We start from the raw sequence: 15827 nt of genomic DNA, 5'->3' as shown, positions 1-15827 counted from the left end.
AAATGGATTCTAATACCCAAAAAGGACAGCTGTTTGTAGTAGCTTTGCCTATAGGAAATTTAAGAGATATTACTTTTAGAGCTTTAGATGTATTGCAAACTGTGGAATATATAGCTTGTGAAGATACAAGGACTTTAAAGAAACTTTTAAGTCATTACGGATGTAGTTCAAAGAAGCTAATAAGTTTTTATAAAGATGTAGAAAAAGAAAAAAGCGAGAAGGTTCTAAAGCTTTTAGAAGAGGGGATAGATGTAGCCTTAGTAAGTGAAGCTGGATCTCCTATTATTTCTGATCCAGGATCTTATTTAGTTAGAGAAGCTTACAAAAGAAGTATTAAAGTTATTCCTATACCAGGGCCATCTGCTTTAACATGTGCTTTGAGTGCTTCAGGAATACAATTAGATAAAGGTTTCATATTTTTAGGATTTTTGCCAAGAAAAAAGCAGGAACAGAAAAAAATTCTAGAAAGTTTACCTAAGAATTTACCTATTGTTATTTTTGAAGCTCCTCATCGAATAAATAAGACCCTTAAAAATTTTTTAGAAATTTTTGGGAACAGGGATTGTTTTTTTGCCAGAGAATTAACAAAAATACACGAAGAACTTTTGTGGACAGATTTGCAAACACTTAGTAAGAGAGAAGAATTTTTAGGAGAAATAACTTTGATTATAATGCCAGAGAAACAGGAAGAACCACAAAAGATAGATTGGAAAAAACTTAAAGAAGAAGTCAAAAATTTAAAAGCCGATGGATTAAAACATAAAGAAATTGCTAAAATTTTAGCAAAAAAATATAATTTGTCTGCAAAAGAACTTTATAACTACCTTATTACCGCTTTAAGAAGTGGTAAAACTTGACTTTAAAGAATTAGGTTTTATAAATAATTTTATATATCTAAAATTTTATATAAAGGGGCTTACTTATGGAAGATAAACTTATTTTAGTTTATGTAACCTGTAGTTCTGAAGAAGAGGCTAAAAAAATTGCTAAAGCTCTTCTTGAAAATAAACTTAGTGCTTGTGTAAATATTTATACTAATGTAATTTCCATGTATTGGTGGGAAGGGAAGATAGAAGAGTCTAAAGAAAGTATCTTATTTATTAAAACCCGCTCTTCTCTTTATGAAAAGGTAAAACAGAAAATTTTAGAACTACATTCCTATACCTGTCCCTGTATTGTTCAACTTTCTGAAATTAAAGAAGGAATTGAATGTTTTATAAATTGGCTTTTTAAAGAAACAGAAAAATCCTAATACCTGAAAATTTTATTGATCTAAAGAAAATCGTTATAATCTTTTGAATATTGAAAATCATAAGTTATTTCTTATATTACTTAAATGCTTTAAAAATAAAAAGGAGGGAATAAATATGCCTATTTATGAATTTAAATGCTATAATTGTGGTAAAAATTTTGAAAAATTAATCTTTAAAAGAGAAGAAGAAAAAGAAATAAATTGTCCTTATTGTGGTTCTAAAAAAATAGAAAAACTTGTAACAAGTTTTTCTTCAGTTAAAAGTAAATCTAACGGGTTTTCTTGTGGAAGCGGTAGATTTAGCTGAGCTTAAAATTAGAAAGAGGGGGGTTTCCCTCTTTTAATTTTAAAACTTTATTGTAATCTTTTTAAAAAAATCTTTAAAATTGGAGTAGAAACTATGCTTAGTAAAAGAATTATAGTTTGTTTAGATGTTAAAGATGGAAAAACTACTAAAGGTGTAAAATTTAAAAATAACGTAGAGGTTGGAGATCCTGTGGAAATGGCTGAAAAATATTATTTAGAAGGAGCAGATGAAATAGTATTTTATGATATTACAGCCAGTGCTGAACATAGAGGCATTATGCTTGATGTAGTTCGTAGGACTGCTGAAAGAATTTTCATTCCCTTTTCAGTAGGGGGTGGAATAAAAAGTTTGGATGATATGAGAGATGTTTTATTAGCAGGAGCAGAAAAAGTTTCTATTAATACAGCAGCGGTACTTAATCCTAAACTGATTTATGAAGGTGCTAAAGCTTTTGGCTCTCAATGTATTGTTCTTGGAATGGATGTAAAAAAAGTTGAGCCTTCTTCTAAAATCCCTTCTGGATACGAAGTATGGATAAAAGGTGGAAGACAACCCATGGGAATTGATGCGGTCTGGTGGGCTAAGGAAGCAGAAAACTTGGGAGCAGGAGAAATATGTTTAAATTCTATAGATGCAGATGGAACTAAAGAAGGTTATGAATTAACTATTACCAAAATGATTGCAGAAGCGGTTAATATTCCTGTGATTGCCTCTGGTGGAGCCGGGTGTCCAGAACATCTTTATCAGGTTTTAACAAAAGGAAAGGCTGATGCAGCTTTAATTGCTTCCATGGTTCATTATGGTATGTATTCTATAAAAGAAATAAAAGATTATCTAAATAATAGAGGAGTTAAAGTAAGAATTAAGTGGTAGCGTTGTTTTCCAGCCAAAAATAAATTCTTTTTTTTATTAAAAGAAAAGTTAAAAAAGCTATTACAAAAATAGTAGAACTTATTAAAACTCTTTTAGGATCTCCTTTATAAACTACATCTCCTTGCAAGGTTAAAGCAAAAGTTGCAGGTATCCTTCCCAAAGCACAAATAGTTATAAAACCCTTAAAAGTAATAGGCATAAAACCTAAAAAATAGTTAAGCAAATCTTTGGGAAACCCCGGAAATAGATATAAAATAAAAACTCCTGTTAATCCATGTTTTTTAAAGATTTTTTTTATTTTTAAGTATATTGGAGATTTTTCGTATTTTTTAAACCATTTTTTTTCACAGACTTTCGCTACATAAAAAGCTATGGAAGAACCGATGATAATACCTATCATGCTTATGATAAGCCCTTTAAATGCTCCAAAGAAAAAACCCGCCAAAAAACCTGTAGCTTCTCCTGGCAAAGGAGCTATAACTACCTGTAAAACTTGAAGAGCTATAAATACAACAATTCCTAAATAAGGATGAATACTAATAAAAGCTCTTAGCTCGTCTCTATTGTTCCAGAGAGAAAAAAATTGATCAAACATTCAAGCCTCATTTAAAAATATATCTACAGACTTCAGAAACCTTTTTACAAGGAACAATTTCCATTTTAAATTCTTTTTTGTTTAAACTAACTCCTGCAGGGATAAAAGCTTTTTTCATACCCTTTTTTTCGACCTCTTTCAGCCTCAAACCTATATCTCTAACAGGTCTTAGTTCTGCTGAAAGGCCAATTTCTCCTATGAAAACAGTATTTTTAGGTAGACTTTTTTCTATTAAGCTTGAAATTAAAGCCATAGCTACTGCAAGATCAGCTGCAGGATCAGTTATTCTCAAACCACCTGATATTTTTACATAAATATCCTGCTGGCTAAAATTAAAACCAACTTTTTTTTCCAAAATAGCTACCAATAAAGAAAGTCTTACAGGATCAAACCCAACTGCTGTTCTCCTTGGCATAGATAAATAACTTTTTGTTACCAGAGCCTGAACTTCTACCAGAAGAGGACGAGTGCCTTCTATAATGCAAAAAATAGCTCCTTCTTCTCCAGCAAGAAAAATATCTTCATACTGAGAATGAGGAATTAAACCATTTTCTGTCATTATAAAAACACCTATTTCATTTACAGGACCAAAGCGATTTTTAACAGCTCTGAGAATTCTAAAACCCGTTTCTTTTTCTCCTTCTAAATAAAGCACAACATCTACCAAATGTTCTAAAATTTTAGGACCAGCAATTATTCCACCCTTGGTAATATGTCCTACTAAAATTACCACTATGTTTTTTTCTTTGGCTAAACGCATTAGAGCATTGGTGCATTCTTTTATTTGAGAGACTCCTCCAGGGGAGCTCTGTAATTCCGGAAGATAAACGGTCTGAATAGAATCTACAATAAGAAGCTGAGGATTAATCTCTTCTGCAGTCTCTAAAATGGCTGATAAATCTGTATCTGAAATAAAATAAAAATCCTTGCTAACCTTTAATCTATCAACTCTTAATTTCACCTGTTCAGCAGATTCCTCAGCAGAAACATAAACAACTTTTAAATTTTTTTCAGCAAGAAGTCCAGCTATTTGGGTAAGAAGAGTAGATTTTCCTATTCCTGGATCTCCTCCAATAAGAATAAGAGAAGAGGGAACTATGCCTCCGCCTAAAACCAAATCAAATTCACTAAGCCCTGTTTTTAATCTTTTTTTAGTTTCATATCTTACTTCAGAAAGTTTTAAGATCTTAGCCTTGAATGAAGAAATTTTTCTTTTTTTAGATGCTTTTTCTTCTACAAAGGAATTCCAGGCTCCACATTCAGGACATCTACCCAGCCATTTTAAACTTTTATAACCGCACTCTTGACAATAATAAGCCATTTTTCAATCACTTTTTTTCCAAATTCCTTGCCAAATGGAATAATCCTTATATTTCTTTTCTGTTATTTTAATTCTTATTTCAGAAAGTTTAAAGGCTTTTTTTAAATATTCAGGTGGAGAGCCCCATTTTTTAACTACCAAAACTATTTTACCATTAAGTTCTCTATCATCTCTCCAGATTTGATACTGATTTTCTGGAAAATTTTGAGTTTTAATTACATAAATATAAGGATGTTCTTTTATATAAAAAGCTAAAGAAGATGCTATTTCTCTATGAGATACAACAATTGGAATATTTGGTTTATAAAATTTTTCTACTTCCTTAGCGAGTTCTTTCCAACCCTTGAATTTACTAAAAATTGGCTGAATTAAAGATGGAGCTTTATTATATATAAAGCCCGAATATAAGGTAATACCAGAAACTAAAATTATAAAAATTAGATTTAAATAAAAAAAACTTTTATAATTTTTGTCAAATTTTAAATAAGCAAAAGTGAAAAGAAATCCAGAAAGTATGAAAGGCATTATCCAATTAATATTCAATCTAATATAAATGCTTATTAAAATAAAAAATAAACTTAAAGGAAAAGATAAAATATACAAAAAATTTAAAATTTGTGAAAAAAAACTCTCTCTTTTAATATATTCTATGCCTTTATATAGAAAAATCAAAAGAAAAAAAGAATAAATTACTAAACATTCTATAAAAAAAGAAAAAAATTTTTCAAAAGAAAAACCAATTTTGGAAAAATGATGTTCTGTGTGTTTAAACATAACAAATTGATGTGTATAATTCCAGCATAAATTAGGAAAATAAATCAAAAATGGTATTAAGATTAAAAATAAGCTTGACTTTTTAAAAGCTAAATTTTTTCTAAAAAATATTAAATAAAATAAACTTAATATCCAGAATGCAAACATAGTTTGTTTACTTAGAAGTCCAAGTCCTGTGAAAATACCTGTTAAAAAAGCATTTTTGTAATTAGGGTTTTCTAAATATAAACAGAAGAAATAAGTTGCTATAATCCAGAAAAGAATAAAAGGTGGATCTATAGTCATTATAAAACTGTAAACTGTTAAAATAGGAAGAAAAGCTAATGTTAGAACCAAATAATTTGCTTTAATTCTTTCAAAATAACGATCAACCAAGAGATAAGAAAAGAGCAAAGAGAGAGTATTGCAAACCAAAGCAGGAAATCTTACAGCAAATTCAGATATTCCAAATATCTCAGTAGAAATTTTTATCAGCCAAGCTACCATAGGGGGTTTGCTATAATATCCCCAATCTAAAATTCTTGACCAATCCCAGTAATAAGCTTCATCATAAGACAAAGGAAGTTTTAAGTGATAAAGATAGAGAAGTTTAAAAGAAAAATAAAGAAGTATAAAGACTATTAAATTTTTATATTTTTTGAATTTTTTAAACATTCTAAAATATAAGAAATAAAAGTCTTTGCCGATTCTCTTTTTCTGCTTTGATCAAAATCAGGGCTTAATTGAAAGGAATTTTACTTCAGGTTCTAAACTTTTCAACTGGAATTTAAGCAGTGTATTTTTACCTTATTGACAAAAATTTTTTTAAGCGATATATATTGAAAAATTATGCATAAAAGAGAAACATGGGCTTCCAAAATAGGGCTTGTTTTTGCTGCTGCAGGAAATGCTATAGGTCTGGGTAATATTCTTCGTTTTCCCTCTAAGGTTGCTCTTTATGGAGGCGGAGCATTTATTATTCCTTATTTTATCTCTTTGATAGTTCTCGGAATTCCTCTTATGATCTTAGAATGGGTAATAGGTAGATATGCAGGTTCTAAAGGCCATGGCTCTATGGCTGGCATTATGGGAGAATTTTTTAATCAATCATCCTTAGCAAGAGCTGTTGGAAGCTTAGGGGTTACTATTCCTTTTCTTATAGTTTGTTATTATATCTATATTGAATCCTGGACTTTGGGTTTTGCTATTTTATCTATTTTTCACAAAATGCCACATCCTGTACATTCTTCCGATCCTCAATTAGCTATGATGCCCTTTTTGGATTTTTATAGGAATTACACTCGGCCCTGTTTATGGGCTATTGTGTTTTTAATCATAACTTTATGTATTAATGCTTATCTTTTATATAAAGGGGTTGTAAAAGGTATTGAATTTACAGCTAAAATAGGAATTCCTCTCCTTTTTCTTATGGGAATAATTTTATCAATTGTTTCTTTATCTTTGAACCATTGGAAAGGCCTTGAAGGCCTTTGTTTTATTTTTAAACCTAATTTTAATAAACTTTTGAATCCTCAAGTCTGGGTAGAAGCAGCAGGACAAATTTTTTTTACTTTATCCTTAGCTATGGGAGCTATTGCTACTTATGCAAGTTATGTAAAAGAAAATGAAGATGTTCTAAAAATAGGTCTTTATACTGCAGGATTAAATGAATTTGTAGAGATAGTAATAGGAGGATCTATTGCTATTCCTGCAGCTTTTGCAATCTTTGGTGCTTCTTCTATTCCCACTCTTGCCAATGAAGGCACTTTTAGATTGGGTTTTATAAGCATGCCTGCTATTTTGATGAGTCTTCCTTTTGGCTGGTTTCTTTCTTTTATTTGGTTTTTTTTGCTTTTTATAGCAGCTTTAACCTCATCCCTTGCTTTGACTCAGCCATTAATTGCTCTTTTTGAAGATGAAATGAAATGGTCTCATAATAAAGCTGTAAGTATAGCTGTGCTTATGGTTTCCTTAGGAGCTTTTCTTTCAGCTTTTATTCCCGAGTTTCTTGACGAGCTGGATTTCTGGGCAGGAACTTTATTTCTTATTATTTTCGGTTTTATAGAGATCTTTGCCTTTGTATGGCTTTTTGGAGTAGATTCTTTTCATAAAGAATTGAATAAAAACGCCTTTTTAAGAATTCCCAAAATTTTTGTTTATATATTTTATAGCTTGTCTCTTATTTTTATAGGAGTTCTTTTTTATTTCTGGGCAATTGTAAAGTTTCCTCAGTATTTTTCACACATGTCTTGGAATTTAATTGTTGCACGAATTTTTATAGTTGTTTGTGTTTTACTACTGGCAATAGCATCAATTAGAAGTAAAAAATTTCTAAATTAAAAGATTTTTTCAAACAAAGTCTTGAAAAAATTGATAAACAATGTTATAGAAATTTTTTTAAAATTTTTAAATTTAAATAAATATAAAGAATAAAATTTTATAAAGAGGAGGAGATCAAATGAAGAAATTGGGAGCAATTTTATTAACCTGTGGTCTTCTTTCTTTACCTTCTTCGGGTTTTTCTGTAACAGATGAAGAGATGTACAAACTTGTTCAAGAATTGATTAAGGAAGTTAAAGAGTTAAAGCAAGAAAACCAGTATTTAAAAAGTGAAATTGAAAGATTAAAAGCCCAGCAGAAAGTCGAGATTAAAGAAGTTAAAAAAGAAGTTGCAGAAACTAAAGAAAAGCTTGCCAAAACAAAAGAAGGAGGAATGCTTTCTGGCTTTTTTTCTAAAGGTGGGTATGGTGCAGGAAAGTCAAAAGTAGATTTTTATGGTTATATAAAGGGTGATTTAATTTGGCAAGATTCTGCTTCAGTAGGAACAATATACTTATTGTGGGCTTTGCCAAAAAGCAAAGGAAGACATGATTCTACTTCAACTCTTACTTTTAGACACAGCAGATTTGGGTTAGATTTAATAAAACCTTACAAAGATTTTACTATAAAAGGAAAATTTGAGATGGATTTTTACACAGAATCTCACAATGAAGAACAAACTCCCTGGAATCCTCAGCATGCTCCTTTAAGAGCAAGACTTGCTTATCTTGAAGTTATTAAAAATTCTTGGGAATTCAGAGTTGGACATGACTGGATGACCATTGCTCAGCTTTATCCTCATCTATCAAACTTTCCAGCAGGATCTTATATGGGGAATTTGGGTTATAGATTAACTCAAATAAGGCTTACAAAAAACTTTAAACTATCTAATAAAGATCTTTTAAAATTCCAGTTAGCTCTTGATAAACCTTTTAATTTTGGGAAATTAAATGGAGTGGTGGTATTTGATAACGAGCCTAATGCGGATTTTGGAGCTCCTGGGGTTGAAGCAAGAGTTGCTTATCAAACTAAACTCTTTGACAGCCCCGCTTTATTTGCCTTGTTTGGTCATTATTCAGGACAAGAATATAAAAAAGACTATAAAAGTCTAACAGGAGCTGTAAAAACTACAAGTTTTTCTACAGGACTGGAATTGCGTTTACCTTTACCAGTTTTAGCAAAGTTTAAACCTACTCTTTCAGGAGAATTCTGGTATGGACAGGGATTAGGCGGTTATTATACAGGTGCTGTAGGACAAACTGCAAGAATTAAATATTATGATAATAGTGCAGGCGGTTATGCTTATGCTACAGATTTAACTAAATTTGATAAAACTGCAGATAAAATAGTTTCTATTACTCCTATTCATGCTGTGGGAGGATGGGTGGAACTTGGAGTGAAACTCACTCCAAAACTTCAGAGCTGGTTTGGATGGGGTGTGGATAATCCATTAAATAGTGACTTGAAGTATGTACCTGGTGCAAGACTTCAACAACAGATGTATTATGCACATTTTCTTTACAGGTTCGTGCCTGAACTTGGAACAGGGTTTGAATATCTCCGTGCTATTACTGATTACAGAAAAAGTGATGGAGATGATGGGATTGTTAATCGCTTTATGTTAAGTTTTTATTATTTCTTCTAAAAATTGAGAGATTGAAGAGGCCTCTTCAGCAAAATAAGATGAAGAGGCCTCTTTATATTAACTCTACTTCTACTTCTTTTCCTTTTTCATATCCTAACAAGTTTTCTGGAATACAAATTAAACCATCAGCTTTAACCAAGCTCATTATTAATCCAGATTTACTTAAAAGTGGAACAGCCCAAAGTTCTCCATCTCTTTTTTCCAAAAAAACCCTTATAAAATCTGTCCTTCCAGCTTGAGAATATATACTTTTAGATATTTTTGCTTTTATCTTAGGCTTAAAGGATCTTTTATTTAATCCCATCATTTTTTCTATAACAGGTTTTACAAAAAGATCAAAGCAAATATATACCGCTACAGGATGTCCTGGCAATCCAAAAACAGGTTTGTCATTGCAAATTCCTGCAATAATAGGTTTGCCAGGTTTTATAGAAACTCCATGAAATAAAATACCAGGTTTACCTAATTCATTAATAATTTGGGCTGTCATATCCTTAGTTCCTGCACTTGTTCCCCCTGTAATTAAAATTATATCTGCTAATTCGTATGCCTTCTGCACCATTTCTTTAATTTTTTCATAATTATCTTCTACAATTCCCATTTTTAAAGAAACTCCACCTGTTTCATCTATCAGACCAGATAAAGTGAAAGAATTTATATCTCTGACCTTTCCAGGTGTAATTTTTTCAGTATGAGGAATAATTTCATCTCCTGTAAGGATAATAGCAATTTTAGGCTTTTTAACAACCTTTATTTCAGAAATTCCTAAGCCTGCAAGTGCTCCTATATCCTGAGGTTTAAGCCTTTTTCCCGCAGGTATTATTACTTCTCCTTTTTTTGCGTCTTCATCTCTTAGAATCACATTTTCGTATGGGGAAACGGCTTTAAAAATTTCTACCAAATTTCCTCCAGCCAGGCTTGTATGCTCAACCATTACTACTGCATTAGCTCCAGGAGGAAGCATTCCACCTGTATGGATGTAGGCACACTCCCCCCTTTTTAATTCAAAGGAAGGTATTTCTCCCATGGAGATTTCACCTTTGAGGGTGAGATAAGTAGGGGATGTTTCCTTTGCACCAAAGGTATCAGCAGCATTTACAGCATAGCCGTCAACTGTTGAGCGTTCAAACCCTGGGAGATCCTCAGGGGCTTTTATATCTTCGTAAACTACCCTTCCATAGGCTTTTTCTATAGGAATTGTCTCGGCTTCAAGAACTCTAAATTTTAGGTGAGATAAAAGCAGTTCAAGGGCTTTTTTTCTTGAAAGATAACCCTTATCCAGCATGTTTGTTATTATACACCTTTTTCTTTTATTAGCACAGAGCTCCAGAAAATAAAAAAAATATTTCAGATGCCTTAAAAATTTTCTTTCTTGGATAAACTATCAACCCAAAAGAGCTCTTTCTTTAAAATCTTTTAAAAATTGCTTTAAACCTGATATTTTTTTAAGAGGAACATAAGAAGATGCCTTGATTTCTAAAAGTTTTATTATTTTTCATCTTATAAGAATTTCTCCGAGAGAGGCATAGTATTTTTGGAAGCCGGAGAGCTAATCCTGTATCTCAAAATGAAGTTTGGGTGATTTTAATTAAGCGTTTACTGACGTTAGTGGAATAAGGAGAAGTCTTCTTATTTGATAAGATATATTTCACTCCAAGAGAAGCAACCTGAAAAAATTCTTTCGGGTACCTTTTCAGACCTGACCAGACTGCAGGAGGAGTTGGCCCTTACAGGAAAGAACCTTTGCTCCAGTTGATATCCCTAAGTTTTAGGAGATGCACTCAATCCAAAAAATCCCTCTTCAGGTTGTAAGTTTCATCTCTGCTGTTCTTTGGCTATGGAGGAATGCAAATTTTCTCCCTCCATTCTTTATAGTGAAGAACATCGCGTTGCCTGTTACTATGCAATTTCTTAAAAAAATTGCAAAAATTAAAAGAATAACATTCTAAAATAAAGGAAAATAAATGATAAATTTAGAGATTTTAATTATTTATAAAATTTTTAAACTTGCCTTTTGTTCTGAATTTTTTAAATTTATTAAAAGAGACTATAAATTAGCTAAATATTATAAAAATACTTTTAAAAATGGAGGGGAAAAGATGAAGTTAACTCGTAGAGATTTTCTAAAGCTTTCAATAAGTTCCCTTGTCCTGAGCTCCTTTAGTTTGGATCTTAGTTCTGTTAAGGCCTATGCTAAGGAGCTCAGGATAAAAAATGCTAAAGAAATAACCACTGTTTGCCCCTATTGCTCAGTTGGTTGTAGTATTATTGTATATGCCAAGGGTGGTAAGGTGGTTGCTACTGAGGGTGATCCAGATAGCCCTATTAATGAGGGAAGCCTTTGTCCTAAGGGTTCATCTCTTTATCAGCTTGTCAACAATCCTTACAGAGTGCTAAAACCACTTTATCGTGCTCCCTATAGTGATACCTGGAAGGAGGTTTCCTGGGATTGGGCTCTTGATAGGATTGCTAAGTTGGTAAAAGAAACCAGAGACAAGTATTTTATTCACAAGGATGAAAAGGGAAGGGTAGTAAACAGAATTGAGGCAATTGCTCATGTAGGTTCTGCTGCTCTTGATAATGAGGAGTGTTACATTCTTCAAAAACTCATGCGAGCATTAGGAATTGTTTATATTGAACACCAAGCGCGAATATGACACAGCGCCACCGTGGCGGCTCTGGCAGAGTCGTTCGGAAGAGGCGCAATGACAAATCACTGGATTGACCTCAAGAATTCCGATGTAATTTTGGTAATGGGTGGTAACCCTGCAGAAAACCACCCAGTCTCAATGAAATGGATAATGAAGGCCAAGAAAGAGAGAGGTGCCAAGCTCATTGTTATAGATCCCAAGTTTTCCCGTACTGCTGCCAAAGCTGATATCTATGCCCAGATCCGCCCAGGTACTGACATTGCTTTTCTTGGAGGTCTTATTAAGTACATCATTGACAACGAACTTTATTTTAAAGACTATGTGGTAAATTACACAGATGCTCCTTTTATAGTGGTACCAGAGTTTAAGCTTCCTGATGATTTGGATGGCGTATTTTCTGGTTTTGATCCAAAGACTAAGAAGTATGATAAGTCCACATGGAAATTTGAACTTGATGAAAACGGAGTGCCAAAGAAAGATCCTACACTGAAGCATCCTCGGTGCGTGTTAAGACTCCTTCAGAGGCACTTTGCAAGGTATACCCCTGAAAAAGTCTCTGAAATCACTGGTATCCCCAAGGATAAGATTCTTGAAATTTATGAAATTATTGCCTCTACTGGTAAACCCAATAGGGTGATGACAGAGTGCTATGCCATGGGTTGGACTCAGCACACAACTGGTGTGCAGAACATCAGGGCTATGGCCATTATCCAGCTTCTTCTTGGAAACATCGGAATGGCAGGTGGTGGAGTTAACGCACTTAGAGGTGAATCTAATGTGCAGGGTTCAACAGACCATTGCATACTCTTTCACATCCTGCCTGGATATCTTCCTACACCAAAAGCAACAGATGTAGATTTAAAGACCTATATCAAGAACTATACTCCTATCACCAAGGAGCCAAAGAGCCTTAACTGGTGGAAACATCGTCCTAAGTATATAGTAAGCTTGCTTAAGGCATTTTATGGAAATTATGCTAAGCCTGAAAATGAGTTCTGTTATCAATATTTGCCCAAGAGGGATGAGAATAAAAGTTATGCCTGGCTTAATCTTTTTGATGCCATGTATAATGGTGAGATTAAGGGATTTTTTGCCTGGGGTCAGAATCCTGCATGCTCTACAGCAAATGCTAATAAAGTTAGAGAGGCTCTTGCTAAACTTGACTGGATGGTAACTGTAAATCTCTGGGACAATGAGACAGCCTCTTTCTGGAAAGGTCCTGGAATGGATCCCAAGAAGATAAAGACAGAAGTATTTTTCCTACCTTGTGCAGCATCTGTAGAAAAGGAAGGAAGTATTACAAATTCTGGAAGACTTGCCCAGTGGCGTTATAAGGCAGTTGAACCACCCGGTGAATGTAAACCCGATGCTGAAATAATGAATGAACTTTATAAAAGAATAAAAGCACTTTATGAGAAAGAAGGTGGGGTATTTCCAGAGCCTATTCTTCACCTCAACTGGAATTATGGAGATGAAAAAGTTGACACCACTATTATTGCCAAGGAGATCAATGGATACTTTACCGCTGATAAAGTGGTGAAGGGCAAGAAATTCAGTAAGGGTCAACAGGTGCCAAATTTTGTATATCTCCAAGATGATGGTTCTACTGCCTGTGGAAACTGGCTCTATTCTGGTAGCTATCCAGAAGAAGGCAATATGATGGCAAGGAGAGGTAAAGAAGATCCTACAGGTCTTGGGCTTTATCCAAAGTGGGCCTGGTGTTGGCCACTTAATAGAAGAATTCTTTATAACCGTGCCAGTGTGGATCTTTATGGAAAGCCCTGGGATCCTGAAAGGCCAGTTATTAAGTGGGATGCAAGTAAGAAGAAATGGGTTGGAGATGTGCCTGATGGCCCACAGCCACCTCTTGCCCTTGGAGGAGTTCTGCCCTTTATTATGAAACCTCTTGGAGTGGGAGTAATCTTTGGAAAGGGAAGGGCAGATGGTCCATTCCCAACTTACTATGAGCCAGTTGAGTCCCCACTTAGTAAGAACCCGCTTTATCCCAAGTACAAATTCAATCCACTTGCCAAGATATTTAAGGCAAAACCTGTTGATAAACTTGCTATTCATGATCCAAGATATCCCATTGTGGGAACCACTTACAGAGTCACTGAGCACTGGCAAACTGGTGTTATGACAAGGCACATGGACTGGCTCCTTGAGCTTGAGCCACAAATTTTTGTGGAGATGAGCAAAGAATTTGCACAGGAAAAAGGAATAAAGTCTGGAGACAAGGTGATAGTCAAGTCTCCAAGAGGTGAGCTCTGGGCAATTGCCATAGTAACTGAGAGAATTAAACCTCTTAAGGTGCTTGGTAAGACTGTGCATGTGGTAGGTCTTCCCTGGCACTTTGGCTGGCAGTGGCCAAAAGATGGAAGTGGTGGAGACAGTGCAAACCTCCTTACTCCGGATGTGGGTGATCCAAATACAACAATTCCTGAAACCAAGGTATTTATGGTGAATATTGAAAAAGCTTAAAAAGATAAAATAAGGGCAGGGATTGTGCCCTGCCCTTGTTATCAAAAAAGAAATGTAAAAGAAATTTAAGGGGGTATAAAAATGGCAAGGAAGGCACTGCTTATAACACCGGAGCTTTGTATAGGATGCAGGTCCTGTCAGGTGGCGTGTAAGTCATGGAATCAATTGCCAGCTGAAAAAACAAAAAATAGAGGAACTCATGAAAATCCTCCAGATTTGAGTGGAAGCACTTATAATAAAATTCATTTTATAGAAACTACGGATGCCTTTGGCAATTTAAAATGGCTCTTTGTAAGTCAGAGATGCAGGCATTGTGGAGATCCTGCTTGTGTACAGGTATGTCCTGTACATGCTTTGCAGCAGGATAAGGAAACAGGTATAGTTTTTTATGATAAAAGTATTTGTATTGGTTGTAGAGCATGTAGTTATGCCTGTCCTTTCAATATTCCGAGATATGACGAAAATGGTAAAATTTCCAAGTGTCACATGTGCATTGACAGGGTTAAAGCAGGGCTTGAGCCTGCCTGTGCCAAGGCCTGTCCTACAGGGGCTATCAGATTTGGAGACAGAGACGAACTTATTGCTCAGGCCAAAAAAGAGGGCTTTAAATACATATATGGAGAAAAAGAAAGAGGTGGTTTAGGAGTAATATACGCTCTTAATGAGCCTCCTAAGGTTTATCAGTTGGTAGAAAATCCAAAAGTTTCTGAAGATGTGTTAGCCTTAGGAGAACTTCTTAGAGGTCTTGTCAAAAAAGGAATTCCAGTTGATGCCTCTATAGTCCGGAAGTTTCTCGGAAGCAAAGAAACTCTGGTGAGAGTTTAAAAATTATAAAAAGGGGAAAGGAAAAGAGAACCTTTCCCCTTCTCTTGTCTTTTCTCAAGTTTTGTGATAAGGTTAAATCTTAATAAGGGGGTATTATTAATGAATAAATGTGTTTTAATAAGTAATTTAAAAAAAGAAAGACCGCATTTGGAGGAGGTACTGAATCTTTATGAAAAGCTCTTGCAATTTAAGGAAAAAGTTAAAGGTGCTTCAAAAGTAGAGGAAGTGCTTACCCCTTTTGCTGAGATTTTTGATGTTCCCTATGAATTTGTAGATTTTCTAAAAGAAAGTATAAAGAAATTGAACGAAGATCCCTTTAATAATCCTTTATGTTTAAAAGATCTTCCTCTTGAAAAAGAGCAGGGAGAGGAAGTTGAAAGGTCTTTATTTATTTTAATGAAAGGTTTTTATTTAGCTTCAGAAAGAAAAGGAGAATACTCTTTTGAAGAGGGAAAGTGTCCAGTATGTGGAAGCTCTCCTTCTCTTGCCTTGATAGACGAAGATAATCGCAGATACATAGTTTGCACACTTTGTGAGACTCGGGGTAAAATTTTCAGGATAGGCTGTGCAAATTGTTTGGTAAGAGATCCTACCCAGATAGACCTTCTTGTGGATGAAGATGAAATAAGAATAGATTTGTGCAAAAATTGTAAAAGTTATATAAAAAGTTTTAAAGCAGATGTATTTGATAGGTTTAGAGACCTATTTCTTATAGATCTTATAAGTTTGCCTCTTGATGTAGTGGCACAGGAAAGGGGTTATGAAAGGAAGTCTCCTAATGTGCTGGGTATAAGAAAGGTTTAAA

At 33.9% G+C, this 15827-nt stretch carries 13 protein-coding genes; 9 read left to right on the top strand and 4 right to left on the bottom strand.

The window, feature by feature from the left end; translation table 11 throughout:
* The first annotated feature begins 2 nt into the window (after positions 1 to 2).
* From rsmI to hisF, 4 genes are all read left to right on the top strand, one after another.
* Entirely contained in the window at positions 3 to 857 is an 855-nt protein-coding gene (gene rsmI / locus CC87_RS06690; RefSeq protein WP_038057439.1) for a 16S rRNA (cytidine(1402)-2'-O)-methyltransferase, read from the top strand.
* 65 nt (positions 858 to 922) lie between these two features.
* Positions 923 to 1252 carry a divalent-cation tolerance protein CutA gene (gene cutA / locus CC87_RS06685; RefSeq protein ID WP_038057437.1) on the top strand — a complete coding sequence of 110 codons (330 nt, stop codon included), beginning with the start codon at positions 923 to 925 and terminating at the stop codon, positions 1250 to 1252.
* Between the two features lie 115 nt (positions 1253 to 1367).
* Positions 1368 to 1559: an FmdB family zinc ribbon protein gene (locus tag CC87_RS06680; RefSeq protein ID WP_038057435.1), complete on the top strand. Its 192-nt coding sequence runs from the start codon at positions 1368 to 1370 to the stop codon at positions 1557 to 1559.
* Between the two features lie 93 nt (positions 1560 to 1652).
* Positions 1653 to 2432: an imidazole glycerol phosphate synthase subunit HisF gene (gene hisF, locus CC87_RS06675; protein WP_038057433.1), complete on the top strand. Its 780-nt coding sequence runs from the start codon at positions 1653 to 1655 to the stop codon at positions 2430 to 2432.
* Here the strand turns inward: hisF and CC87_RS06670 are convergent.
* Genes CC87_RS06670 through CC87_RS06660 form a run of 3 tightly spaced genes read right to left on the bottom strand, consistent with a single transcriptional unit; the run spans position 2422 to position 5776 of the window.
* Complete coding sequence (locus CC87_RS06670) at positions 2422 to 3027, bottom strand: TVP38/TMEM64 family protein (RefSeq protein WP_038057431.1); 606 nt, start codon at positions 3025 to 3027, stop codon at positions 2422 to 2424. The genes hisF and CC87_RS06670 overlap by 11 nt on opposite strands.
* 7 nt (positions 3028 to 3034) lie before the next feature.
* Positions 3035 to 4348, bottom strand: a complete 1314-nt coding sequence (gene radA / locus CC87_RS06665) for a DNA repair protein RadA (protein ID WP_038057429.1) — start codon at positions 4346 to 4348, stop codon at positions 3035 to 3037.
* Between the two features lie 3 nt (positions 4349 to 4351).
* Positions 4352 to 5776, bottom strand: coding sequence for an ArnT family glycosyltransferase (locus tag CC87_RS06660; protein WP_038057427.1), 1425 nt, complete (start codon positions 5774 to 5776; stop codon positions 4352 to 4354).
* Between the two features lie 174 nt (positions 5777 to 5950).
* Between CC87_RS06660 and CC87_RS06655 the strand changes: the two genes are divergently transcribed.
* Positions 5951 to 7441 carry a sodium-dependent transporter gene (locus tag CC87_RS06655; RefSeq protein WP_038057425.1) on the top strand — a complete coding sequence of 497 codons (1491 nt, stop codon included), beginning with the start codon at positions 5951 to 5953 and terminating at the stop codon, positions 7439 to 7441.
* A 118-nt stretch (positions 7442 to 7559) separates the two neighbouring features.
* Positions 7560 to 9065, top strand: a complete 1506-nt coding sequence (locus CC87_RS06650; RefSeq protein ID WP_038057423.1) for a hypothetical protein — start codon at positions 7560 to 7562, stop codon at positions 9063 to 9065.
* A 52-nt stretch (positions 9066 to 9117) separates the two neighbouring features.
* Here CC87_RS06650 and CC87_RS06645 read toward each other — a convergent pair whose 3' ends face one another.
* Positions 9118 to 10350, bottom strand: a complete 1233-nt coding sequence (locus CC87_RS06645; protein WP_038057421.1) for a molybdopterin molybdotransferase MoeA — start codon at positions 10348 to 10350, stop codon at positions 9118 to 9120.
* Between the two features lie 814 nt (positions 10351 to 11164).
* Between CC87_RS06645 and fdnG the strand changes: the two genes are divergently transcribed.
* From fdnG to CC87_RS06625, 3 genes are all read left to right on the top strand, one after another.
* A complete protein-coding gene (gene fdnG, locus CC87_RS06635) occupies positions 11165 to 14197 on the top strand; it encodes a formate dehydrogenase-N subunit alpha (RefSeq protein WP_084222228.1) in 3033 nt (1010 codons plus the stop codon).
* Between the two features lie 81 nt (positions 14198 to 14278).
* Entirely contained in the window at positions 14279 to 15022 is a 744-nt protein-coding gene (locus CC87_RS06630) for a 4Fe-4S dicluster domain-containing protein (RefSeq protein WP_038057417.1), read from the top strand.
* 99 nt (positions 15023 to 15121) lie between these two features.
* Positions 15122 to 15826, top strand: coding sequence for a formate dehydrogenase accessory protein FdhE domain-containing protein (locus tag CC87_RS06625; RefSeq protein WP_038057415.1), 705 nt, complete (start codon positions 15122 to 15124; stop codon positions 15824 to 15826).
* Position 15827: the final 1 nt, after the last annotated feature.

Origin of the sequence: Thermodesulfobacterium hydrogeniphilum, from assembly GCF_000746255.1 — a bacterium.
Lineage (GTDB): Bacteria > Desulfobacterota > Thermodesulfobacteria > Thermodesulfobacteriales > Thermodesulfobacteriaceae > Thermodesulfobacterium > Thermodesulfobacterium hydrogeniphilum.
Note: the sequence above shows the minus strand (reverse complement) of the source record. Positions and strands in the feature narration are given on the sequence as shown.

Bases quoted from the DNA above. Each gene is read 5' to 3' on its own strand.
- rsmI (WP_038057439.1), top strand. From the start codon at position 3: ATGGATTCTAATACCCAAAAAGGACAGCTGTTTGTAGTAGCTTTGCCT.
- cutA (WP_038057437.1), top strand. From the start codon at position 923: ATGGAAGATAAACTTATTTTAGTTTATGTAACCTGTAGTTCTGAAGAA.
- CC87_RS06680 (WP_038057435.1), top strand. From the start codon at position 1,368: ATGCCTATTTATGAATTTAAATGCTATAATTGTGGTAAAAATTTTGAA.
- hisF (WP_038057433.1), top strand. From the start codon at position 1,653: ATGCTTAGTAAAAGAATTATAGTTTGTTTAGATGTTAAAGATGGAAAA.
- CC87_RS06670 (WP_038057431.1), bottom strand. From the start codon at position 3,027: ATGTTTGATCAATTTTTTTCTCTCTGGAACAATAGAGACGAGCTAAGA.
- radA (WP_038057429.1), bottom strand. From the start codon at position 4,348: ATGGCTTATTATTGTCAAGAGTGCGGTTATAAAAGTTTAAAATGGCTG.
- CC87_RS06660 (WP_038057427.1), bottom strand. From the start codon at position 5,776: ATGTTTAAAAAATTCAAAAAATATAAAAATTTAATAGTCTTTATACTT.
- CC87_RS06655 (WP_038057425.1), top strand. From the start codon at position 5,951: ATGCATAAAAGAGAAACATGGGCTTCCAAAATAGGGCTTGTTTTTGCT.
- CC87_RS06650 (WP_038057423.1), top strand. From the start codon at position 7,560: ATGAAGAAATTGGGAGCAATTTTATTAACCTGTGGTCTTCTTTCTTTA.
- CC87_RS06645 (WP_038057421.1), bottom strand. From the start codon at position 10,350: ATGCTGGATAAGGGTTATCTTTCAAGAAAAAAAGCCCTTGAACTGCTT.
- CC87_RS06630 (WP_038057417.1), top strand. From the start codon at position 14,279: ATGGCAAGGAAGGCACTGCTTATAACACCGGAGCTTTGTATAGGATGC.
- CC87_RS06625 (WP_038057415.1), top strand. From the start codon at position 15,122: ATGAATAAATGTGTTTTAATAAGTAATTTAAAAAAAGAAAGACCGCAT.